The sequence below is a fragment of the Hydrogenispora ethanolica genome (assembly GCF_004340685.1).
In the GTDB taxonomy this organism is placed as follows: domain Bacteria; phylum Bacillota; class UBA4882; order UBA8346; family UBA8346; genus Hydrogenispora; species Hydrogenispora ethanolica.
Map to the genome: position 1 here is coordinate 34,409 of NZ_SLUN01000001.1, position 23,137 is coordinate 57,545.

General features: G+C 61.0%; 19 protein-coding genes. 5 read left to right on the top strand and 14 right to left on the bottom strand.

The genetic code is table 11. The features are described from left to right. Positions 1–77: 77 nt before the first annotated feature. Positions 78–521 (top strand): hypothetical protein, encoded by a 444-nt coding sequence (locus EDC14_RS00135; RefSeq protein ID WP_132012154.1) that lies wholly within the window; start codon positions 78–80, stop codon positions 519–521. Between the two features lie 14 nt (positions 522–535). Here EDC14_RS00135 and EDC14_RS00140 read toward each other — a convergent pair whose 3' ends face one another. The 12 genes from EDC14_RS00140 to EDC14_RS00195 form a co-directional block, all read right to left on the bottom strand. After that, positions 536–2,611, bottom strand: a complete 2,076-nt coding sequence (locus EDC14_RS00140) for a glycosyltransferase (protein ID WP_165907669.1) — start codon at positions 2,609–2,611, stop codon at positions 536–538. 41 nt (positions 2,612–2,652) lie between these two features. Then, on the bottom strand, positions 2,653–3,756 hold the full coding sequence (locus EDC14_RS00145; RefSeq protein WP_132012156.1) for a glycosyltransferase family protein: 1,104 nt from the start codon (positions 3,754–3,756) through the stop codon (positions 2,653–2,655). Beyond that, on the bottom strand, positions 3,753–5,804 hold the full coding sequence (locus EDC14_RS00150) for an alginate lyase family protein (protein WP_132012157.1): 2,052 nt from the start codon (positions 5,802–5,804) through the stop codon (positions 3,753–3,755). Before EDC14_RS00150 ends, EDC14_RS00145 begins: the two co-directional genes overlap by 4 nt. Next, positions 5,741–7,105: an O-antigen ligase family protein gene (locus EDC14_RS00155; protein ID WP_165907670.1), complete on the bottom strand. Its 1,365-nt coding sequence runs from the start codon at positions 7,103–7,105 to the stop codon at positions 5,741–5,743. Before EDC14_RS00155 ends, EDC14_RS00150 begins: the two co-directional genes overlap by 64 nt. Next, positions 7,056–8,324, bottom strand: coding sequence for a glycosyltransferase (locus EDC14_RS00160; protein WP_132012159.1), 1,269 nt, complete (start codon positions 8,322–8,324; stop codon positions 7,056–7,058). Before EDC14_RS00160 ends, EDC14_RS00155 begins: the two co-directional genes overlap by 50 nt. After that, positions 8,324–9,415: a glycosyltransferase gene (locus EDC14_RS00165; protein WP_165907671.1), complete on the bottom strand. Its 1,092-nt coding sequence runs from the start codon at positions 9,413–9,415 to the stop codon at positions 8,324–8,326. The genes EDC14_RS00160 and EDC14_RS00165 overlap by 1 nt, the downstream gene beginning before the upstream one ends. A gap of 28 nt (positions 9,416–9,443) precedes the next feature. Next, a complete protein-coding gene (locus EDC14_RS00170) occupies positions 9,444–10,784 on the bottom strand; it encodes a nucleotide sugar dehydrogenase (RefSeq protein ID WP_132012161.1) in 1,341 nt (446 codons plus the stop codon). Between the two features lie 51 nt (positions 10,785–10,835). Continuing rightward, complete coding sequence (locus tag EDC14_RS00175; RefSeq protein ID WP_132012162.1) at positions 10,836–12,161, bottom strand: tyrosine-protein kinase domain-containing protein; 1,326 nt, start codon at positions 12,159–12,161, stop codon at positions 10,836–10,838. 180 nt (positions 12,162–12,341) lie between these two features. Continuing rightward, entirely contained in the window at positions 12,342–13,544 is a 1,203-nt protein-coding gene (locus tag EDC14_RS00180; protein ID WP_132012163.1) for a hypothetical protein, read from the bottom strand. Between the two features lie 18 nt (positions 13,545–13,562). Then, positions 13,563–15,050: a lipopolysaccharide biosynthesis protein gene (locus tag EDC14_RS00185; protein ID WP_165907672.1), complete on the bottom strand. Its 1,488-nt coding sequence runs from the start codon at positions 15,048–15,050 to the stop codon at positions 13,563–13,565. A 48-nt stretch (positions 15,051–15,098) separates the two neighbouring features. Continuing rightward, the gene (locus EDC14_RS00190; protein ID WP_243662747.1) at positions 15,099–15,731 is read right to left on the bottom strand and encodes a sugar transferase; all 633 of its coding nucleotides are present in this window, start codon (positions 15,729–15,731) and stop codon (positions 15,099–15,101) included. A gap of 644 nt (positions 15,732–16,375) precedes the next feature. Then, positions 16,376–17,185: an S-adenosylmethionine decarboxylase gene (locus tag EDC14_RS00195; RefSeq protein ID WP_132012165.1), complete on the bottom strand. Its 810-nt coding sequence runs from the start codon at positions 17,183–17,185 to the stop codon at positions 16,376–16,378. Between the two features lie 343 nt (positions 17,186–17,528). Here EDC14_RS00195 and EDC14_RS00200 point away from each other — a divergent pair, with 343 nt between their 5' ends. The 3 genes from EDC14_RS00200 to EDC14_RS00210 all read left to right on the top strand — a co-directional run bounded on the left by EDC14_RS00200 (position 17,529) and on the right by EDC14_RS00210 (position 20,446). Further along, positions 17,529–17,909 (top strand): hypothetical protein, encoded by a 381-nt coding sequence (locus tag EDC14_RS00200; RefSeq protein ID WP_132012166.1) that lies wholly within the window; start codon positions 17,529–17,531, stop codon positions 17,907–17,909. A 333-nt stretch (positions 17,910–18,242) separates the two neighbouring features. Further along, positions 18,243–18,539, top strand: coding sequence for a zinc-ribbon domain containing protein (locus tag EDC14_RS00205; RefSeq protein WP_132012167.1), 297 nt, complete (start codon positions 18,243–18,245; stop codon positions 18,537–18,539). 224 nt (positions 18,540–18,763) lie between these two features. Beyond that, entirely contained in the window at positions 18,764–20,446 is a 1,683-nt protein-coding gene (locus EDC14_RS00210) for a DEAD/DEAH box helicase (RefSeq protein ID WP_132012168.1), read from the top strand. 32 nt (positions 20,447–20,478) lie between these two features. On the opposite strand, the gene EDC14_RS00215 is transcribed toward EDC14_RS00210, so the two are convergent. Then, positions 20,479–21,375 (bottom strand): helix-turn-helix domain-containing protein, encoded by an 897-nt coding sequence (locus EDC14_RS00215; RefSeq protein ID WP_132012169.1) that lies wholly within the window; start codon positions 21,373–21,375, stop codon positions 20,479–20,481. A 168-nt stretch (positions 21,376–21,543) separates the two neighbouring features. Here EDC14_RS00215 and EDC14_RS00220 point away from each other — a divergent pair, with 168 nt between their 5' ends. Continuing rightward, positions 21,544–22,827: an L-rhamnose isomerase gene (locus tag EDC14_RS00220; RefSeq protein WP_132012170.1), complete on the top strand. Its 1,284-nt coding sequence runs from the start codon at positions 21,544–21,546 to the stop codon at positions 22,825–22,827. Positions 22,828–22,915: 88 nt separating this feature from the next. Here the strand turns inward: EDC14_RS00220 and EDC14_RS26485 are convergent, their stop codons facing one another. Further along, positions 22,916–23,077 carry a hypothetical protein gene (locus EDC14_RS26485; protein ID WP_165907673.1) on the bottom strand — a complete coding sequence of 54 codons (162 nt, stop codon included), beginning with the start codon at positions 23,075–23,077 and terminating at the stop codon, positions 22,916–22,918. Between the last annotated feature and the right edge of the window lie 60 nt (positions 23,078–23,137).

Sequence of the window (23,137 nt, forward strand, 5' to 3'; positions counted from 1 at the left end):
CATTCGGACGGCGCTCCGGAGTCTTCCGACCGCCGGGCGTCCGGGCCATGCCATACCCTTTTCGGAGGTTCGCGTCCATGCCCTACCATCTCAGCTATATTCAGCGCAAAAAAACCGAGAAGCTGCTGGAGCTCAAAGCCAGGCTCGATCCGAAACCGCACCTGAAATATATCGCCGTGGCCGGGGTTCTGGGGCTGTACATCTGTTGGTTCAACGAACGCTATTTCTTCTACCTCTACCATTTGATGCTGAAAACCCCTTTTATCCTGGCGGCGCCGCTGCACACCCCGCAATTCATGGCGATCGTGGATGGGGTCGCCTTCCTGGCCTTCCTGATCTTCACGGTGATCGCCTACTACCGGTCCAAGGACTATCAACGGCTGAAGCAGGAGTTCGAAAGCTTGCGCCGGAACCTGGTGCAGGCGATCGACGCCGATTTCTGCCAGTGCAAAACCGCATGCGACTGCAAGGACGAATACGTCCAAGACATGGAGCGACAGGGGATTAACCTGTTCTATTGACGCCGCCTCCGGCCCTATCCCTTCCCGGGGCCGGCGGCGGCGCCGGGCAGTCCGGGCGAGCCGGCCGCGCCGCACGGAGGCTCGCCCCGGTACATTTCCCGGTAGGCCGCGACCATTTGGGGATCCGAAAATTGCCGGCCCGCCAGGGATCGCCCCGCTTCTCCCATGCGTTTCCGGAGCGCGGCGTCGTCCAGCAGCTCCTCGACATAGGCCGCGGCGGTTTCCAGCTGATCGTCCCCGACCAGATAGCCGGTCGCCCCGTGCCGCACCAATTCGGGGAGCCCTCCCACCCGGCTGGCGACCACCGGCTTGCCGGCCAGCATCGCCTCGATCACCATCAGGGGCAGCGCTTCCCAGCGCGAAAAGAGCAGGGCGATGTCAAAGTCGTTCAGCAATTCCCGGGCATCGTGGCGGGTCCCCAGCAGCAGCACGACCGCTTCCAAACCGCAGCGCCGGATCTCCCGCCGGCACTCCTCTTGCAGCGGCCCGTCGCCGATGATCACCAGGCGGAACTCCCGGCCCCGCTCCCGCAGCAACCGGGCGAGCCGCACCGGGGCCAGGGGTTCTTTCTGCTCCGCCAGGCGGAGGATGGTCCCCAGGACCGGCGTCGCCGCGCCGATGCCCAGCTCCCGCCGGAGCTTGCCCCGGGCCGCGGGCGCTTCGGCCAACCCGTTATGAATCACCCGGCTTTTCCGGGGATCCAGCCAGTGATGCCGCAGCCCCTGCTGGAGGGTGGCTTCGGAGACGCAGGCCACCGCGGCGCAGAGCGAATTGGCCAGCCTGACCAGCAGGCCCAAACCGGCCCGGACCACCCGGCCCTGGGTTTCCTGGATCCCCCAGCCGTGCACCGAGAAGCAGCTGCGTTTCACGCCGGCGGCAAAAGCGGCGATGGGGCCCAGGATGCCCATCTTGGAGCTGTGGAAGTGGGCCACGTCATATTTTCCGGCCCGGCAGAGGCGCCACAGCCGGAAAAGGGTCCGCAGATCATTCCAGGGCGCTATCTCCCGCCGCAGCGACGGCAGGAGGACGACGCGGACCGGCGTCCGGCGCGCCGCGTTCAATTGGGCGATCCACTGCAGCAGTTCGCCGCCGGGAGCGGTCGCCACGGTCGTCTCGTACTCATCCTCCCCCAGGGACTTGAGCAATTCGAAGACGACTTTTTGGGCGCCTCCCAGCTCCGACAGGGTGACCCCCATCAAGAGCCGGCAGCGGCGCGGCGCGGGGCCGGCCCCCGCGGCTTGAGGCCGCGCCGGACGGTGCAGCAGGCGCCAGGTCCATTGCCGCAGCCATTCCTCGCCGATCAGCCATCCTTTCAGCTTGGCGACGAATAACCACCGGCCATCGCTGTTTTGGATGGGAACCCGTTTCAGCCGGACCCGGTCTTCCGGCCGGATGGTCCGGGCAACGCGGCGGCCGGTGGAGATCAGCACGCCGGTCTGGTAATGCGCTCCCACCCACCGTTCCGCCGGGCCGTCGGAGATGCCGCGGGGGTAGGCGAAGTGGCGGACCGGCTGCTTCAGGCGTTGCTCCAGCAGCCGGCGGGACCCGGCCACTTCCCGGTCCAGGGCCGCCTCGTCCAGCCCGGCCAGATCGATATGGTCGAGGGTGTGCGATCCGAAGCTCACCAGCCCGGTGGCAGCCAACTGGCGCAGGCGCTCCCAGCCCAGCAACGGGCTCTCCCCGCTGTCGCGGTCCCAGGGGAATACCCGGCCGGTCCCGATCCATCCGGGCACCAGGTACAGGGTGGACGGGTAACCGAGCGCTTCCAGGAGCGGCCGGGCGTTCTGATCATAGTCGGCGTAACCGTCGTCAAAGGTCAAGACCACGGATTTGCCGCGGACCGTCCCGGCCCGCAGCATCTCCCAGGCCCGGTCCAGCGGGATCACGGCATAATGATGCCGCCGCAGGTAATCCAGGTGCCAGGCGAAATCGGCCGGGGTGACGGCCAGCTCTTTGCCGACCCCCGCGCACACCCGGTGGTACATCAGAATGATCACTTCGTCGCGCCGCGGCCATACCGTCCGGATCACCCAACCCAGCGGGAGCAAGAGATATTTGGCGGCCTTTTTGAGCCCGATCATTCCCCGCATCATCATCCCACCCTTTAGCAGCATAGTTTATCCAGCGCTTTTTAGGGTCTTTCAAGGTCCTTTCGCCTTGTAGGCATCGCCCGGGCCGGCTTGGACAGCGCGTCCTGATACAGTTGCAGAATGGCCCCGGCATAGTCCGGCGGGACGAAACTTTGCGCCCGCGCCCGGTAGGCGGCATGCTCCTGCATGACCCGGGCCGCTTGGCGGTAAAGGTCGTCCGGATCCCGCGACCGGAACAGCAGCGTTCCCGGAGGCCGTTGGGCGGCGTCGCTGGCGAGGGCCGGCACCCGGAAGAAAAGGGCCTCGGCCAAGGAGAGCGAGTAGCCGTCGGTATTGGTCGGTCTGATGAACAGCTGGCTTTTTTGAATGAGCGGGTAAAACTCGGCGCCGCCTTGCATCAGCAGGAAATCATCCCCGATTCCCAGGGCGGCGATGCGTTCCCGCAGCCGCCGGAGATAGCCTGCCTCTCTCACCTCGGCCAGGCCGAAGAGGCAGCCCACCCCCAGCCCGGGATGCTCCCGCCGCAGCCGCGCCGTCAGCTCAATGCAGAGATCCACGCCGTACAGATCGGCGCCGTCATGGAAGCGCAACGCCGAGGCATTGGCGGAAATCATGAAGGGATGCCGGGCCAGGAAGTCTCCGATCTCCGGCGCGGGCGGCGGCTGTGGCCCGGCCGGCCGGGGCGGGATGAAGGCCGGAATCTCGTGAATGGCGGCCGTCACCCCCTGGGCGGCGAGGTAGGCGCCATCGCCCGGCCGGACGCAGAGAATGGCGTCAAAACTGTTCAGGGCGCGGCGCAGCGCCCGGTCGCCGGCGCCGCAGATCCGCCGCGCTTCGCCATGGAGAGTCAGAAATTTGGAGCGGTCCCGGCAGAACGCCGCGTTGCAGTATCCGATATAGATCCTGCTGCGCCGGGTGTAGAGATGATAATGGATCAACCGGACATCCTTGCGCAGCAGCAATTGCCACGGCGCCCGGCGAATAGCCGTGGCCAGGACACCGGGCGGGAGGTCCGCCGCGGGCGCGGCGCCGATGTCCCAGACCTGATTGGCGACGCCCGCCCGGTCCAGATAATCTTTCATCCGTTTCACGTATACCGATACGCCGCCCAAAGGGCCGGGAAAGGGCCCGACTTGAACGATCATCCCAATTCACCCCTTCTCGCCAGGAGTTCCCTTTCGCAAGCGCAGGATTCCCGCGCCCGCCGCGCCAGGGTGAAACGGAGCGTCAGCCGGTACTGTTCCGGGCTGAGGCTGCGGACGGTCAAGCGCCGGGTCGGGACGATGGCGCCATAGGAGGTGGCCAGCCAGCCCTGGCCGACGGCCGCGGCGGCGTTCATCCCGCCGCCGATCCGCACCGCCACGCCGTCCCTGGCCAGCTCAATTTCGGACCCCTCCACCCGGGCGGAGACCCCCGGCGCCAACGTGAAGTTCAAATGCCAGTTCCCCCGCCCGGGCTTGCCGAAGAGCTGATCGTCCAAGGTGATGCCGTCCCGCGTCAGATGGACGCTGCGCCGGTGAATCAGGCCGGCGCTGCTCCGATAGCCGCGATGCTGTCCGCAAAAATAATCGGACCGGAAGGCCAGGCATTCGCCGTGGCTCTCCTCTTCCATGGCGAACAGCTCCCCGGGATCGAAGCGGTTTTGCTCGCAGCCCGCGACGCACAAGGTATTATGAACCCCGGTGCTGCGGAAGAGGTTGCGCATCCGGTAGTCCGCCGAATACACATAGAGTCCGGGATCGACGATCAGATCCGTCCCCTGGACGTTCAGGACCAGGCTCAGCTGATCGTTATGGCTGTGCCCCCCCTCGCCGCGGCAGGACAGTTCCCCGCAGCGGATCAGGCAATAGACCCGTTCATTGCGGAGCAGATAATAACCGCCTTGCCGGAAGGCCTGCGAACCGAGGGGCAGCGGCTGAATGAAGGGCTGCCGCCAGGAGCCGGCGGCCCACAGCGCCGCTTCCCGGTGGCCGGCGCCGTAAAAACGCAACCGGTCGTCGTCGAAGAACTCCCCGGCGATCGCCAGCAGATCGCGGCAATCCCACCGGTTCCAGCCGGAATAATGGGTGAGGATGAGCAGCCGCCCGTCATCGGCATCGCCCACGCCGGGGATGGTCCCGTCGGGCTTGGTCAGCCGCATCAGAAACCCGGCCATCCTCCGCAGCCGTTTCATGAAAGCCTCCGAAAACTCGATCCCGTTCTTCCGGCACAAGATGGCCGTCAGCAGAAGGATCTCGGTGACCAGGCGGTGATAGGCCGTGGCGGTTTCGTAATCGGTGCCGTCGGGATTCACCTGGATGAACAGCTGCCGCTCCAGTTCCCGCACAGCGAAGGTCAGCCAGACTTTGGGGTTGTTCCCGGCGCGCTCGCCGCAGACATAATGATCGCCGAAATAGATTCCGAGCCAGATCAGACCGGCCAGGTCGGCCAGATAGTGGTTGTTGTTGTACCGGGAGCGGTTCTCCAGGTGGGCCATGATAAACCGGCCGTGCAGGTACAGCAGCTGGTGAAAGCGGCTCCAGAACACGCCGTCCAGCGCCGGGGCGTCCTTGAAAAAGGCGTAGCCCGCGATCCAGTTGACGGCGCGGATCGCCGCCTCCATGGCGCAGGTCCAATTCACCGACAGCTCCACCGGATTTTGCTCCGCCCAGTCTTCGATCTGCCGGCGGAACTCGAGCGCGTACTTCGCCGCGCCGGTGAGCCAGTATGCCTTGCCCAGCGTAAAAAGATGCTGGAAGCGCGACAATTCCCAGACTACTTTGACATCGGCCGGACTGTCGGGATCGAGCAGCCGGATGCGTCCAAAATAATCGTTTTCCCAGCCATATCCGGTTTTAAAATCGACGTTCCAGGCGATCCGCTCTCCCAAGGAGCGATCCCCCGAACCCAGCAGGTTGAAAACATGGTCCACGATCCGGTCCGCCTCGGCGACCGGATAGGCATCGGCTCCCCACGCTTTGAGCAGCGTCAGATAACGGGAGCGTTCCCTGCCGTCCTCCTCCGGAAGGCAGCGGCATTTCGGAGTGAAATCTTCAAAATTGGCGGCGGCGATGGTCACCGGTCGCCGCCGGATCGTCCGGCTGCGCACTTGGGCGGCGATCGCCCGGTAAAGCGCGCCGGGTATTTTTTTCACCAGGAAAAGAAGCGGCGTCCGGCGCAACGTGCCGCAGAGCCTCGCGGCTGGATTGCCCATGGCTTCACCTCCGGTAATTCCCGTCCTTGGTCGCGCTGCCGGTACAATGCAAACGCGCCGTAGAGCGCATAGAAAAAATAGACGTAGTTATAGAGCGTCGTCGATAAAAACAGGTTCCCCAGCAAAATGACTGCCACCGGGAAAGCATAGGGATTCGGAGCGCTTGCGCCGCGCGATTGGGCGTGCTGAAACAGTTGGTAAAGGATCAGGCCGATCATCAGCCACCCGGCCAGCCCCAGATCGGCGAAGATCTGGAGGTATTCGTTGTGCGCCACCAGATTGACTCCGGCGACCTCCTCCAGAACCATCTGAAAATTCAAAAAGCCCAAACCCAGAAAGACATTGGAGAATTTCAGCATCGAACGGAAATAGGCGTCGACGATAAACCCCCGGCCCCCGACGTCAAAATCATCGCCCGCGCCGAACCGGGCCTGGACCGCGCCCACAGCCTGTTCCAAACCGAAGCGCGCTTGCAATGGGAAATGGACGACCAGCTGCAGGACGAGCGCGGCCAGCAGCGGCACCGCGAACCACAGGCCGAGATACTTGCGGGGATGCCTGGATTTTACCAGCCGGATCAGCCAATAGACGGACAACACGCCGCTCAGCAGAACGCCCATCCGGGAAAAGGAGAGCAGTACGCCGATGATCCCCAGCCAACCGACGCCCGCGTTCAACCATGAAAAACGGAGCATCAGAAACGAACTGATCGCCGCCAGATACAGCGCATAATAATTGGGATCTTGAAACGTTCCGGTGGCACGGTAATAATCCTCGGCCAGAATCACTTTGGGTTCCATCCGGCTGAAGTCGAAGACCCCCAGGACCAGTCCAGGCTCGGCTCCAAACAGCGCTTGCCGCGCCACCACCGCCAGCTCGACCAGGATCAGCAGTCTGAAGATCTGGATGATTCTCCCGGTTTGAAGCTGCCGGTAATAGTACAGGACGCCGAAGATCAGGACAAAGCCCGATGTCAAAACCAGGAAATAGGAATCCCGCTTCGGATTCAGCGCCGCCAGGTAGCGGCAGAAGATATAGATGTAGAGGAGCCCCAGGCTCAACGATACCGTCGCAAAGCGGGCCCGCTCATCGTTTTTCCCCAAGGTCAGCAGGTCGTAACCCAGATAGAGAATTAACGGCGCCAGCACGCCGTAACTGATGACATGAAAGACCGTGATGCCGGTGCCGTTCAAAACGGCGCCGTCGAAGGGGTAGAGGATGAGATACAGGTACAGCAGATGGGCGCGGTTTTTATAACCGGCGATCATTCCCAATGCCGCGCAGAGCAGGTTGGTAAGCAATATCCCACCCCTCTTCGGTATTTTCCGCGGTGAGCAGACTCTCGTAGACCGCATTCAACCGGCTCCCATGAGCATCCCAGCTGTAATAGCGGCTCACTGCGCTCTGGAAGATTTCCCAGCGGCCGCCCTTGCTCAATTCCGGGATTTTTTCCAGCTGATCGGTGAAACAGCCCACCGGGTGGGTCTGGAGCACTGCAGCGGTGTCTCCGATGCCCCGGGAGAGGACGACCGGGAGGTTACAGCTGAGGTACTCCGCAAACTTGGTGGGACTGGCCACTTCGTTGACGGGGTGGGGCTCCCGGACCAGCAACGCGCAGTCGGCCATGCTCAGATACTCCGCGACCGCCTGGTGTCCCACCTGAAAAATAAGATAATCTGCGGATTGCAAACCGCATTCCGCCGCATATTCTTCAAAGCGCTGCGGCTCATTGGTGATCAATAGTAACTTGGCGTTCGCGATCCGGGCCCGGATCTTCAGGAAGGTCTCCATCAGCAGCCGCGGGCTTTGCCAGCGTTGCGCCCCGCCGTTATAGGCCACCACAAAACTTCGGCCCAATCCGTAAACGGCCCGGAGGCATTCCCGGGCGGCGGGGTCGAACTGAAATTTCCGCCGGTCGACGCAGGCCGGGATGACGCTAATCCTGGTTTGCAGGACCGGATAATGGCGGACCAGATAATCCCGGAACGGCTGGGATACGCAAAGCAAATGGTCGCTATGCTCCGCGGCGTACTGCTCGATCCGGCGGACTCCCTGGGCCACCCAGGCCACCGGCCCACGGAGCAGCCGGTGCCGTTCCCACTCCAGTTGATACTCTGCGCTGACCAGGCCGCGGAAGTCCGTAATCACTTTGATCCGGACCGGATCATGCTGTAACATTTCCCGCGCTTTCAATGCCATGTAGCCGGCGAAGCACCCCCGCCCATGCAGCACGATCGTACTGTCGGCCGCTGCTTGCCGCAGTACACTGGCCAATTGCCGGATTTGCCGCGCTGAAATGATAAAATTGCAGCGTTTCGATTTGGGCAGGATCAGCGGCGGCTCGCCCAGGGCCAGCGCGCATCGTTGCCTGTACGATTCCAGGCCGGGCAGATCGGCCTTCTTCTCATAATCGATCAGCCGGACCTTCCGGCCCTGTTTCTTCAGGTGCAACAACGGCGTCAACACCTGGGACTCAAAGACGCTGCAACGGAAGCCATCGTAATTGAGATAGTAAAGCATTACAAACCCTCCATTACCGGCTCTTTACACGGGACCAGCCCGTCATACAGCTCCCGCAGCCCCCGGATATACCTCTCCAGCGCGAATTTCGCGCACACATCCTGGTAGGCGTGCTTGCCCAACTCCGCCGCAGCGGCGGGATCCGCCAACAGCCGCCGGATGGCTGCGGTCAGTGCCGGCACATCATCGGGAGGCACCAATAATCCGTTGCGCCCGCTCTCGATCAGTTCGGGGATCCCCCCCACCGGCGTCGCGACAATGGGTTTGGCGGCTGCCATCGCTTCCAGGAGCGCAATGGGCAATCCTTCCCAGCGCGAAGGCATGACCAGCATTTTGGACTGGGCCAGCAACTCCGGAATATCGTCCCGGTTGCCTAAAAGATGGACCTTGGACGTCAATCCCAGTTCGTCGCGGAGCCGGAGCAGCTCCGGCAGGAGCTTGCCCTCTCCGGCAATGGCGACCCGGCTGACGGCGTCGCCCAGCCCGGCGACGGCCCGGAGCAGCAGGTCCACGCCTTTGACATGGCTGCGCAAGGAGCCGATCAACAGCATATCGAACTGAGGATCGGCTTGCCGTAGCGGACCCAGCGGCACGCCGTTATAAAGGATCACCGCCTTGCTCTTCAAGCCGGGAAGCCAGTCCAACAGAGTCTTTTGCGTGTCTTCGCTGACGCAAATCACTTTTTGATACGGCAAATAAGCGAGCCAGTCCGCGCAGCGGTAGAGCGGATGACTGCGCCGGCGGTTAAAGGAATTATGCTCCGAGAATACGAAGCGCGTCCCCGGAAAAAAGAGGGCCGCCAGCGCCGCGAAGTATTGGGCCGGGAACAGATGCACATGGACCAGATCATAATGGTTTTTCCGGATCAGTTGTCCCAAGCGGAGGACCGCCTGGACACTATACTTGCGGGTCAAATTGAAAGCATGGACCCGGATCGGACGGTGGTTCAAGCAAGCCAGTTGCGGGGATTCCGTGGGATACAGCAGGCACAAGTCGTGCTGCAGCGCGCCATCGGAGTGCAACAGGTAATTGCTCAGCAGTTTTTGGGCTCCCCCGGGGCCCAAATCATTGATTACGTGCAGGATTCGCATGTCAACCCTCCACCCCCGATAGCCAATTTTAGATCCGCCAGTAGACCAGGTCATGGCCGGCGGCGTCCTCCCGCCCAATCACCGACCGCGTATCCAGGCAGACCGGGCCGGGTTTCATCAGTTCAACGATGGTCGCGCAGTCCAACGCCTCGAATCCGGGCTGGCGCGCCAGGATCAACAGCGCGTCGGCATTGCGCAGTGCTTCCGGCAAAGTCGGCACTTTAAAAGGATAAGCGGTGGTCACCAGCGGGTCATAAGCGCGGACCGCCGCGCCCCTAGCGAGCAGGATATGGCAGATATCCACCGGCGGGCTGATGCGGTCGTCATTGGAGCAGTCTTTCATCGCCAGGCCGAGCACTGCAATTTGCGACTGCGGCAGTGATTTGCCGGCCGTTTGTAGCAAACCCTCCAGTTTAGCGGCAAAGAACTCCGGTAAGGCCGCGTTTTTTTCCCGGCATAACTTCATGAGCGGCAGCTCCACCCCTAAAGATTCCGCCTTTTTGGCCAAATAATGATAGGCATTGGGTATGCAATAGCCGCCCACTCCCGGCCCGGGCTGCAACAGGTTGACGCGGCGGTGGGTGTTGGCCAGCCGGATCACCTCCAGGATATCCAGCCCCATGGCTTCGGTGAACCTGGCCAATTCCTGCGCGATCGCGATGTTGGCGTCCCGTTGCAGGTTTTCGAAAAGTTTGGCGGTTTCAATGGCCCGGATGCTGTCGGCCACAATGATCTCGGACTGACAGACCTCGGCCAGCAACTCCTTGGCCCGGGCGGCGCTCTCGGCATTGATCCCCGCCACCAGGGTCGGCATGTCGGCAATCTCCTCAAAGGCCCGGCCCTCGGCAATCCGTTCCGGCGCATATGCCAAATAAAAATCCCGGCCCGCCCGCAGCCCGGACTCCGCCTCCAGGAGCGGCAGGATCAGCTCTTCGGTGGTTCCCGGTATGACCGTGCTGCGGATCAACACCAGATCATCCCGTTTTAAATCCCTGCCGATGGTCTGACAAGCCGTTTTCAGATGAAGCAGCGACGGCTCGCCCTGAACGATTGGAATGCCCACCGTGACAATGATATCGGAGCACTCCCGCAGCGCGGCCGGGGCATCGGTGGTAGCCAGGTAGCGACCCTGCTGCAACTGCCGCGCCAGCACGGTCTGGATGCTCTGGCCGAGGTAATGTTCCTGCAGATCCGTGGCGGCATCATTGAGCCGGGACACCAGGGACGGATCGGCATCCACCCCCATGACCTGACAGTCGCGGAGCGAATAACTGAGGGATAAGGGTAAACCCACAAAACCCTGTCCAAAAATACACACCCGCCGTTTGACCGCCACCTCGAGGCGCGGCAACGCCGCTTGCCGTTCCATGCCAATCCCCCCGCTTTCCGTTTTTTCGACCGGCTTCAAACCAGCCCGGGCCTAACCGGCTTTGCTCTTGTTAAACACCGCGCCGATCAGATTGGCCTGGACGCTCAGCAGATCCTTTTTGGCCTTTTGGACCGCCTCCATCCGGGATTCGCCGGCGCCGATGACCAGCAGCACCCCATCAGCCATGGTCGCCAGGATCTGTGCATCGGCGGTCCCCGACAACGCCGGGGAATCAATCAGAATATAGTCAAATGCTTCCCTGCTCTTTACCACAAAATCTTTCATAGTGGGCGATAATAACAGCTCCGTGGGGTTGTTGGGCGAGAACCCCGCCGGGAAAGAATAGAGATTCACGGCGAGCTGTTTCATGGCCACATTGCCGTATTTGCCCGTCAACCAATGGGAAAGCCCTTTATCGTCGAAACGGCCTGAAACTTTGCCGGGACGGGTTTTCCGGAGATCGCCGTCGAGCAGCAGCACATTTTTGCCGGTTTGCGCGATCACCAGCGCCAAATTGCCGGCTACCGACGTCCGCCCCTCGCCCGGCAGGGCGCTGGTGACCAAGAGCGTTTTGAGCGGTTGGTCCGGTTGAGCCGTCACCGTGCAAAAAAGACGGGTGCGCAGAATCCGGTACGCTTCGCTCATTGCGGAGGCGGGATATTTTTGGACGACCAGTTCCCGCTCTTTCAGATGTTGTTGCCGCGATGCCCGGGGTATGGCGCCGAGCACCGGAATTTGCGACTCCCGTTCCACGTCTTGCGGCGTCCGAAAGGTGTCACAGAGCGTTTCCCGCGCCAAAGTCATGCCCAATGCGGCGATGAATCCCAATAGCAATGCCGTGATGGTATTGATGAGGCTATGAGGCTGAACCGGCTTTTTCGGCATTTCCGCCTGGTCCAGGATCTGGATCTTGGCAAAGGGGTACACCCGCTGCGATTCCCCGATAAAACTCCGGGTCAAGGCGTTCGCCAGGGCGAATGCCTCTTTCTGCCGGCGGCTCCGGGCTTTCAGGATGAGGATCTGGGTTCCCTCCAAAGTCGTCGCGTTGACCCGCTTTTCCAATTCGCGCTCGGAAAACTTTCCTCCCATGAGCTTGGCCGTCTCGGAGAGCACCCTTTTTGACCTGGCGATCTCCATGTAAGTCCGGGTAAGCCGCTGATACATCATGATCGCATCGTATTGCAACTGTTCCTGATCGGGCCGGTTGCCTTGTCCCACAATCACACTGGTCGCCGCTTCATAGGTCGGCGGAATCACCCCATAATTCAAAGCGGCCGTGACGATCGTGGCCAAAACGGTGACGAGCACGATGAAACGCCAGTCCTTTTTGAAGATGGCGATCGTTTCCTGAAGATTCATGCCATGCTCCTGAGCCATAGCTTGTACTCCTTGCGATCGATGGTTGCATCCCGGAAGAGAATCCGCTGATGTTTTATTATATGAAGCGCTCCGGATAGTAGAACCGGCCTTGTCTCAAATTATCTTGCATCCCGTCGGGATGAGGCGTTATCCGTAGCGCCGGCCGTAACCTTTCAAACCGGCCTGGCGCTCCTCTTCTCAAACCACCTGATACTCGCCGTCTTGAACCGGAATGGTGACGACCCCGTCCTGCCAATGCGCTTTCTGACCATCCGGAGTGATCAGGGCCTGGCAGGGTGGTCCGGTAAGCTTTAGGGTGATTTCCGGACACCGCAGCGGACGCCCGCTCCTCGAAGCGAGCCGGAAAGCGCGCGGCCCGGTCCAAGCGACGGTTACATGATCGCGGAGCCAGGCATATTCGGCCAGCTCAGTCCCTGTGCAGTACCAGACATTTTGAGTCTGTAAATAAGCGAAGATCAGCCACAGGCTCTCGGCATCGTCGAAGAGATTGGGCCGTTGCCGCTGTCCGTCATCCCGGGCCGGCGCGATATGTTCCTGGATGCTGACGACCAGCCGGTGTTTGACGAGATAGGCGACTGATTCCAGTCTTTTCGAAATCAATTGATTCCTCAGCGCCCTTTTGAGGCGGCTCTTCCAGGAACGCTCCGCCGGGCCGGTTACATCCGTAAATAAGCCGCCGTCCAGGGTGGAGGGAATATCGAGCACGGTTTGATTGGGAAAGTATTTGAGATCGAAGGCGGTCAAGGGATTGGTGTCCGACCCGCCGGTCCGGCAATGGCGCTCCGCAAACAAGCCGCGATTCCAATAGCGGCACCACCACAAGAAGCCGCTCTGCTCGATGCTGGCGTCGGAGAACTGGTTGGAGAGATAGCCGCAGTACTTTCCCCCGCTGGGATACTCCCCAAAAACCTCACGGTAAATCTCCTTTCCCCGGGCGATCGCCGCTTTGGCTGCCGCCAGGCTGGGATAGGTCAGCCATTCCTGCTGGAACTTCCGGGCGCTGGCGCCAGTCCGGCCGTGAGTGGTCCCATGATAGGCGATCTCGAACCGGGGCTGCGCGTGAATCATGCGAAAAAAGGCGCGGCTCTCCGGATCGGCGTCGATCGGCCGGGCGACGCTGGGGATTGGCCCGTCCGGGACCAGGCCGGCCCGCACTCCGACCGGAGTGAAGAAGGTCGTCTTCACTTGGGGAAAATCCCCCAGGATCCGCTCATTCAGGTAGCGGAAGGACGAATTGGGCCCGTCCTTGGCATAACCCCAGTCTTCGCCGGGATCGACCCGGCCGTTCCCGTCGCTGTCCACCCAGACGTTGGCGAGATCGTCGACCATCAGCAGGACCGGCGAATTGGCGTTATTCTTCCATTTACAGACTTCAAGCACACTCCCGCCTCCTCTGACTCATTTCCCGGATACGCCCAGCCAGCCCAGTACCTTGTGGCCCATTTGCCCGCAATGGCGTCTGCCCCGCCAGAGTTGCTCCCGCAATACCCGCGTCGCCTCGGCGGGAACCAACCCCAGCCAGTAACCGGCCCAGCCGTAGCTCAGCCACAGGCCGGCACCCCATAAAAGCTCCGGACCCAAACCGCCGCAGCTCATTTTGGCGTACCGGTAACCGAGATAAATCACGGTTGCCAGCGCGCAGTACTTGGCCGGCTCCCAAAAACGGATCCCGATCCGGTAATAGCGTTGTCCGGCCCAAAAATACGTCCCGCTCATTCCCAGGTAGGCGCCGAGCGCGGCGGCGGCGGCGCCATGCATCCCCCAGCGCGGGATGAAGAGCAGGTTCAGTCCGATGTTGAGCAGCGCGCCGCCGATCACGATCAGCGAATCCAGCATCGTCCGGTTGGCGACGTGCAATCCCAGGGAGTAAAACTCGGCCAGGCTCCACAGGAAATACCCGGTGGCAATCAGCGGGACCACCGTAAAAGCGGCCAGGTACGCCCGGGTCGTCAAGATCCGCAGGGCGGGGTCGGCGAAAAGGGCCAGCCCCAAAACGACCCACCAGCCGGTGAAATTGTAATAGGCGTAGATGCGCCGCAGTCTTTGGCGACCGTCCGCTTCCCGGTAAATGGCAAATTTATACGGGGTGAAAATATTCTTGAACGGGTTCAGCAACAGCGGCTGGATCAGCATTCCGATCTTGTACCCCATGGAATAAACCCCGACCGCGCTCAGATTGACTAGATCTTTCATCAGGTACCGGTCCAGCAGCGTCAGCGCCCACCCGCCGATCTGGCCCGGCAGTAGCCCCAGTCCGTAGGCGAGCATCCTGGCCAAACCGGGCCGGTCGAGCACCGGCCGGAAATGCTTGATGTCCCCCAGCAGCAGCGCCCCCAGCACGGTGCCGGAGGCGACAGTCTGGGCTCTGACGGCGCCGGGGATTCCTCCATGGAGAAGGGTCAAGAAACAGAAGGTCAGAACCACCGCCAGCAACAGATTGGCCAGCGTCACCAGGCTGCTCCGCCAGGCCTGGTAGCGCATGGTCATGTCCGCGCTGTAAATGCTGATCAAGGAGGCCAGGAGTGCATTGACGGCGCTGAGCCCGATGAATTCCGGACCATGGGGATTGCTCCCGAACACCCTGGCGGAGAGCGGCCCGGCGGCCGCCAGAATGATCAGGATATTCAACACGCCCCAGAAGATGCCGAACGTCAAGGCGGTGTTCTTTAAGCGCTGGGGTTCGGCGCTCTCGTAATAAAAGCGCGAGTATCCCGAGAATATCCCCAAGCCGGTCAAGGCGGTGCAGATGCTCTGAAACGAGGTCACTAGGGTAAATTCCCCGAATTGGCCGGGGGTAAAGTTCCGGGTATAGATGGGAATCAGGAACAGGTTCAAGATCTGAACCAGCAGCGACGACCCCAGATATACCAAGCTTTTTTTGAACATGCCGCCCCAATTCTCCATGCCCTTCGCCGGTTTCCTTTCCTTGACGCTTCACCAGGAGCCTTTGCCGCCGATCAATACTCCAAAGGTTTTGCCAATGATCCGCAGGTCCAGTCCGAGCGATTGATGGCGGATATAGTACAGATCAAACCGCAGTTTTTCCGCAGGCGACAATTCATAGCCGCCATGGACCTGGGCCCAACCCGTCAAGCCGGGCTTCACCCGCAACCGTTCCTTGAAACCGGCTACCTCCCGGCTGAACGATACAATCAGCGCCGGTCTTTCCGGCCGGGGACCGACGATACTCATCTCCCCCCGTAACACATTGATTAATTGCGGAAGCTCATCGATCTTGGTTTTCCGGATGAACCGTCCCACCCGGGTGGCGCGGACGTCATCCTTCACCGCCCACTGTTGGCCGTTGCTCTCGGCTCGCACCACCATCGAGCGCAGCTTCAAGATGATAAAGGGCTTGCCATCCAGGCCGGCGCGCACTTGCTTATAGAATACCGGCCCTTTGGATTCGAGGCGGATCAGCGCCCCGAAAAATAGCAGCAGCGGGGCTCCCAATGCCAGTCCGACGAGGGACAACCCCACATCCAGCAGCCGTTTGATTCTCGGGTACCAAACCCGGCCATCGCCCATTCGCTGGGATAATGCCGGGGATAAGGCAACCTCTTTCACTTGCGAAACCTCCCCCGGCGGGTTTCCCTCCCCCGAGCCCGCAATGTCATCAAGCGATGATTACATATCTTGGAATTTGGTTTCAACGGTGCCTACACTGTAGACGATATGCGGGCCAACCGGGGCATGAATGCCCCGGCTACAAGATGGAAGTCCGAGTCAGGACGGCTAAAGGCAAGCGGCCAGGGATGGCAGTACGCGCAGCCCCTTCCGTGGCTAATTTTCAGCAGAATATTGCATCCCGTTTTTAGGGCCTTTCAAGGTCCTTTCGCCTTGTAGCCGGGTGATTTATCGCCCGGTCGGCGTTCAATTTCGTCAGCTAAATTTTCCCACAATAGCTTGATGACATTGCCCCGAGCCCGACGGGCGCCCACCCAAAACTTGCCGGAGACCGGAATCCTTGTCCCCGGTACGTTATACATATTCGAATTGGCTTTTTGTTATGTCATTGATTTTTCCGATTCACAAACGGGAATACGGATCGAGTCATTGCGTGGGGAAACAGGGGCGGCGCGGATTTGGGAATCAAAAAAATAAAAAGGCTGCGGTTTCCCGCAACCTTCGATGCCTCCAGCGAATGGCATGTTTTGAAAATCTTCTATTGTGGTCCCACCGGATCGCTGATCGTCACAAAGCGCCCGTCGTCAGCGCCGGTATACATTGGCCAGCCAGGCCCGGGTGTCCACCGCCGGAGCGGCGGCATCGTTCTTGTATTGCTGATACTTGCTGCCGCGCGATATCAAAACCTCATTGCCGATCGGGCTGTTCAAGACCTGTTTCAACTTGCCGAGCACCTCGTCGTAGTTGAAGAAGCGGCAGGAAAAAAGGTCGAAATAGGCCCGTTTGGATTCGGCGAAGTAATGCAGGCTGATATGGCTCTCCGCGATCATGGTCAGCACCGAGGTCACCTGTTCCGATCCGGCCCGGTTCTTGACCATGTAAGGCCGGATGATCGGCGTCATCCCGATCTGAAACGGCATCGTATCGAAGAGCTGGAACAGATCGTCCATGCTCCGCGGGCCGTTATATTCCTGAATATCCAGGAAAACGTGGGGACCGAAATCCAAGGCTTCATGGATCTCGATCGGCGACGGATAACTCTCTTTCCTGCCCCGCTCCAATTGATAAGTGGAGACTTTCTCCGCCGGGAAGGCGTTGCGCAGCAACCGTTCCAGTTCGACGGCGTCGAATGGTTCCGGCGAAAGCAGGTCGACGAAGTAAGTCTCCCGGAAAGAGAAGGTATGAATCGTAAAATGGCCGCCCGCCAGAAAAACAAAGGCGCTAATTCCGCAATCCTCCGGCACCACGCCATTGTAATAGGGCAGGATCATCGGGGGCATCACCGTCTTCATCCCCAATTTCTGAGGAATCTCCTCCAGCGCCTCGTATACCAGCAACATATCATCCAAACGGGAGCGATACCCGCGAAATGCATCCATCACAAAATGATACATCCGAACCCCTCCTTCAGCGTTTTATTTCTCGTCCCAAGCAACCGGCCGTGAATGCCGGAGACTGGACTTTTTCATCTTATTGATCCATCCCTGAAAATATGCAACCCACCGGTTCCGATGGTTGCCAGGCTGATACAAATAGAAAACAAATTACATTATATACTATGGCCGCCGAGCGTCAATACTTTTTTCGCTGGAAACGGCTTCAGTAAAATAGCGTCGGGACCCGGCGCGCTCCGGCCCGGGAAACCGGACCGGTAAAAAAGGAGTTGCAACGGATCAGGGAAGCCAGTACAATGGAAGAGGGAAAAATTACCGTTAATGGGGAAAAGTGAGGTATCCCATGCAAATCTGCACCGGTTGCAATACGAGTAATCTCAATACCGCGGTCCGCTGTGAAAAATGCGGCGGAGAGTTGATCCCCGTCGTACCCCAGGAGACATTGCCAATGAGCCGGCCCGCCACCCACCAGGAAATGGTCGAAGTAATGGGCCAAATTCAGGCTCAACATATCGGACTGGCCACGGTTTTTTCATTTCTCATCCCCGGCCTGGGACAGATCTTCAAAGGTGAATTGGGCAAGGGCGTTATCATCATGATCGCCATGGTGGTGGGGCTCATTCTCGTCGGCGCATTCACCGCCGATCTGCCGGGTGGCCGGTGGATCGTTGCAATCGCCTACTTCATCGCCTGGATCTTCAATATTGTCGATGCCCGGTCTTGACGGAACGCGCCCCCGCGAAAAACATATCCTGCTCCGTTGCTCCGTGCAACAACTCCGGGAATGCTTTTCGGTGTAGTTTGTTTTGCCCCGGTTTACCCTCGTGACGCTCCGGGTTCCCGGGCGCAAAAAGGTCGGCCCTGCCCCTCGGCTCCGCTTCCGGGTCGTTTCCCCCGGATCCATTTTTTAACTTGAATTCTTGGGAATTCATGATATGATAAATACAATGCCTAAACTAAGGTTCGTATGGTTCGCAAGTTCAAATCCGGAAATTGCCTCCTATATAAGCCCGAGGGAAGGTAAAACAGCCTACCAGGCTTAAAACGGAGGTCTTTTATGTTTCAAGACAAAACCTTATCCTGCAAAGATTGCGGGAACGACTTCACCTTTACTGCCAGCGAGCAAGAGTTCTTCGCAGAGAAAGGGTTCACCAATGAGCCCGGTCGTTGCCCCGCCTGCCGGGCCGCCCGGAAGGAACAGTCCGGCCGCGGCCGCAATCAGGGCCGTTCGGACCGGCAAATGTACACCGCGGTCTGCCACGCTTGCGGCAAGCCGGCCACGGTTCCCTTTCAACCCAGCGGTGACAAACCGGTATATTGCCGCGATTGTTTCCAACCTCGCCGTTCGTATTAGAATAACCGCAGGACCGGAATCCCTTGCCATCTTTGCCGCGTTGCCGGAGCAACGCGGCAGAATTGCTATCGTGGCGGGGGATTTGTCTTATTCCGGGGTTGGCGCGGATGGGGGCGGCCCGGCCGCCCGAAAATAACCAAAACAGGACGCTCCCTCCCAAAAAAATGAACGGTGCCGCTCCGGCGCGCCGTCCGATCTGAATTCAATGCGTAAAGGAACGATCCATGAACAATCTCATTTTTTCCGAGTTAAACCTATCCAAAGAGACGCTGAAGGCCATCGCCGAGATGGGCTTCGAAGAAGCGACCCCCATTCAGTCCCAGGCGATTCCGCCGGCGCTGGAGGGGAAGGACCTCATCGGCCAGGCCCAGACCGGCACCGGCAAGACCTGCGCCTTCGGCATTCCGGCCATTGAGCGGATCATCCCGCAGTTGCGGGCGGTGCAAGTCCTGATCCTCTGCCCCACCCGGGAATTGGCCATCCAGACCGCCGAGGAGCTGAAGAATGTCGCCAAATACAAGCGGGGCCTGCACATCCTGCCGATCTACGGCGGCCAGTCCATGGAACGCCAGATCATGGCGCTGCGCAACAATCCGCAGCTTATCGTGGGCACGCCGGGCCGGGTCATGGACCACATGCGCCGCAACACCCTGAGGCTCTCCGGCCTGAAGATGCTGGTCCTGGACGAAGCGGACGAGATGCTGAACATGGGCTTCCGCGAGGATATCGACACCATCCTGGAGCAGGTGCCCCAGGAACGCCAGACCGTCCTCTTCTCGGCCACCATGCCGCGGCCGATCATGGAGCTGACCGCCAAATACCAGCGCGAGCCGGTCTTCATCAAAATCGCCCATAAGGAGCTGACCGTCCCCGGGGTGGAACAATTCTACCTGGAGGTCCGGGAAGCCCACCGGCTGGATGTGCTGACCCGGCTGATCGACGCCAACGGCATCCGCCTGGCCCTGGTCTTCTGCAATACCAAACGCCGCGTGGATGAGCTCGCCGCCAAGCTGGGGGCCAGCGGCTACGCCGCCGAGGCGCTGCACGGCGACATGAAACAGGCCCAGCGGGACAAGGTCATGGCCCGCTTCCGCGAAGGGACCATCGAGATCCTGATCGCCACCGACGTGGCCGCCCGGGGCATCGACGTCGACAACATCGAGGCGGTGTTCAACTATGACCTGCCCAGCGACGAAGAGTACTACGTGCACCGCATCGGCCGCACCGGCCGGGCCGGAAAGACCGGCAAGGCCTATACCTTCATCTTCGGCCGGGAGCTCTTCAAGCTCAAGGATATCCAGCGCTATACCCGCTCCACCGTGGCCTTCATGAAGCCACCCTCGCTGCTGGACGTGGAGGAGAGCAAGGTCGGCAACGTCATCGACCGGCTCAGGGAGACCATTCGCGCCGGCCAGCACACCAAGTATATCGCCTACATCGAGAAGCTGGCGGCGGAGGAGAACGCTTTCGAAGGGGAGCAGGAGAACGAGCTGGCGGATCTGACCACCCTGGATATCGCCGCCGCGCTGCTCAAGCTGGCGGTCAGCCCCAACAAGGCGGCCGCGGGCGAGGAAACGGCGCCGGCCCCGGATCCTTTCGACTCCCGGGCAGAGAGCGAGATGGTCCGGCTCTTCATCAATGCCGGCAGCCAGGACCGGATCCAGCCCCGCCATGTCATCGAGAGCATCGCCGGCAATACCAGCCTGCCCCGGAACCTGATCGGCGCCATCGACATCTGCGACAAGTTTACCTTTGTCGATGTGCCCCGGGCCTACGCCGACGAGGTGATGTCCTCGCTGAAGATGAACCGCCTCAACGGCCGGCGGATCAATATCGAGAAAGCCAACCGCCAGGCCTCCCGAAACCCCCGGGCCCGGTTCAACCGGGTCAAGACGCCCCGGCCCTGAGCGCCCCCCTGACCGCGGCCCGCTCCCGGCGACTACTGGCCCTTGCGGTAGTCGCCCGGGGTCCGGCCGGTGATCTTCTTAAAGACTTCATAAAAGAATTTCAAGTCCTTGATCCCCACCTGGGCCGCGATATCGATCACCTTCAGGTCGGTGGTCTGCAGCAGGTGGCAGGCCTCCTCGATCCGCAGCTTCTGGATGTAATCGCTGAAATTGAGCCCGCTCACTTCCTTGAAGAGTTTGCTGAAATAGTTTTTGCTGATGAAGGAACGGACCGCCAGGTCCTCCAGCTTGACCTGGGTATTGTAGTTGCCTTTCAGATAGTCGATGGCTTTGCCGATCATCTGGCGGTGCTGCGGCGAGGGGTTCCGGGCGCTCGAAAGCTCCATGGCCCGGAAGATCTTGATGATCAGCTCGATGAGGTAGGCCCGGATCAGATCGAGATAGCCCTTGCGCATCGCCTGGTACTCCTGGTACATCTTCCCGAACAGCTCTCCGACCTCGTGAAGCTCCACCCCCTGCAGGCTCAAGTCGGGAATGGGCGTATACTCCCGGGGAAAGAGCGACTTGAACAGGAACGACGAGGCCAGCGCCGAGAAATGGCTGCTGCCCAGGAGCGAGGCGTCGATAAACTTGGGCGTGAAAACGCAGTTGTAGACCACGGGGTTCTCGGCGCCCCGCCCCGGATCGGCGAAGAAGCCGTGCGGCACGTCGTCGTGGATCACAAACAGATCCCCTTTGCCGGTCCGGTACTGCTGGTCGCCGACGATATGAATGCCGCTGCCCGCGCTGACATAGGCGATCTCGATGAAATCGTGCCGGTGCAGCCGGTTGCAATACTCCTCCAGCTCGGTGGAGCGGTTGATATAGACTTCCTCGCCCGCCCGGAAAAGGGTCTTCCCCTCCAGCAGCGGATAATGGCCTTGCTTCATCCTGTCATCCTCGCTTGCGCCCGATATCGGAAAATCACCCAAAAACAGCATAACATCCTCCCGCGCCCCACCCGCCGGGCCGCGGTTATAATGAGAGGAGAGCCCTGGGGGCCGGCAACGCAGGGCAACTCACGACATTCATTGTATCAAGGGAGGCGGGTTTATCAGATGAACCATACGATTTTGGAAGCGAAAGTACGCGACGGCTACCAAACCGCCCGGGAGATCTATGCCGCATACGGGGTGGACACCGACCAGGTCCTGGACCAGCTGGCCGGGGTGCAGATCTCGCTCCATTGCTGGCAGGGCGATGATGTCGGCGGCTTTGAGGCCGGCGCCGGGGAACTCTCGGGCGGCGGGATCCTCGCCACCGGCAATTATCCGGGCAAAGCCCGCAACGGCGAAGAGCTGCGCCAGGACCTCGGCACGGCCCTGGGCCTGATCCCCGGGAAGCACCGGGTCAACCTCCATGCCAGCTATGCCGAGACCGGCGGCGATTTCGTCGAGCGCGACCAGCTGACCATCGACCTCTTCCAAAACTGGCTGGCCTGGGCCGAGGGACAGGGGATCGGGCTGGATTTCAACCCCACCTTCTTCTCCCATCCCAAGGCGGCCGCGGGCTTCACCCTGTCGAGCCGCGATCCCGCGATCCGTTCCTTTTGGATCCGCCACGCCCAGTGCTGCCGGGAGATCGCGGCCCGGATGGGCGCCAGGCTGGGGAGCCCCTGCGTCAATAATATTTGGGTCCCCGACGGCTCCAAGGACCTGCCCGCCGACAGGCTAGTCCACCGCCAGCTGCTCAAGGAGTCCCTGGATGAAATCCTGGCGGTCTCCTACGACCGGGCCCAACTGGTCGACGCGGTCGAGAGCAAGCTTTTCGGGATCGGCTCCGAGAGCTACGTGGTGGGCTCGCACGAATTCTACATGGGGTACGGCCTCAGCCGGCAGATCGCCATCTGCCTCGACATGGGCCATTTCCATCCCACCGAAAGCATCGCCGACAAGCTCTCGGCCCTCTTGCTCTTCGCTCCCCACCTGCTGCTCCATGTCAGCCGGGGCGTCCGCTGGGACAGCGACCACGTCGTGATCCTGAATGACGACCTGATCGCCCTGGCGCACGAGATCAAGCGCTGCGACGCCTGGAACCGGATCTCGCTGGCCCTGGATTTCTTCGACGCCAGCATCAACCGGATCAGCGCCTGGGTCATCGGCGCCCGCGCCACGCTCAAAGCGCTGCTCTACGCGATGCTGGAGCCGACCGACCGCCTGGCGGCGGAGGAGGCCCGGGGCAATCTCGGCAACCGCCTCGCCCTGCTGGAAGAGCTGAAGACCCTGCCCTTCGGGGCCGTCTGGCATCAATACTGCCTCACCCAAAACGTGCCCGTGGGAACCGCCTGGCTGGACCATGTCGCCGCCTACGAACGGGACGTCCTGGCCAAGCGCGGCCGCTGATCCAGGCCGCCTCGTGCCTCGTCCCGACGAGCGGGTGCCACTGCCTCCGAGCGGCGGCATTCCCTCCTCCGGGGCCGTCCGGCGGCCCTCAGCGGCGGTTCCGGCGCAGCTTCATGACGAAAAGGACCGCCCAGACCGCGATCAGGCCGAAGATGGCGTATTGCAGCGGCGTGATCCTGGCGAAGTCGAGCTTGGTGAACCAATACACCGCCACGGCCGCGAATAAAAGGTCCGCATAGTATTTTTTCATCATCCAACTCCCGTCCGCGGCGGTCGGTGCTTCCGGCCGCCGCTTTTCATTGCCCGCGGC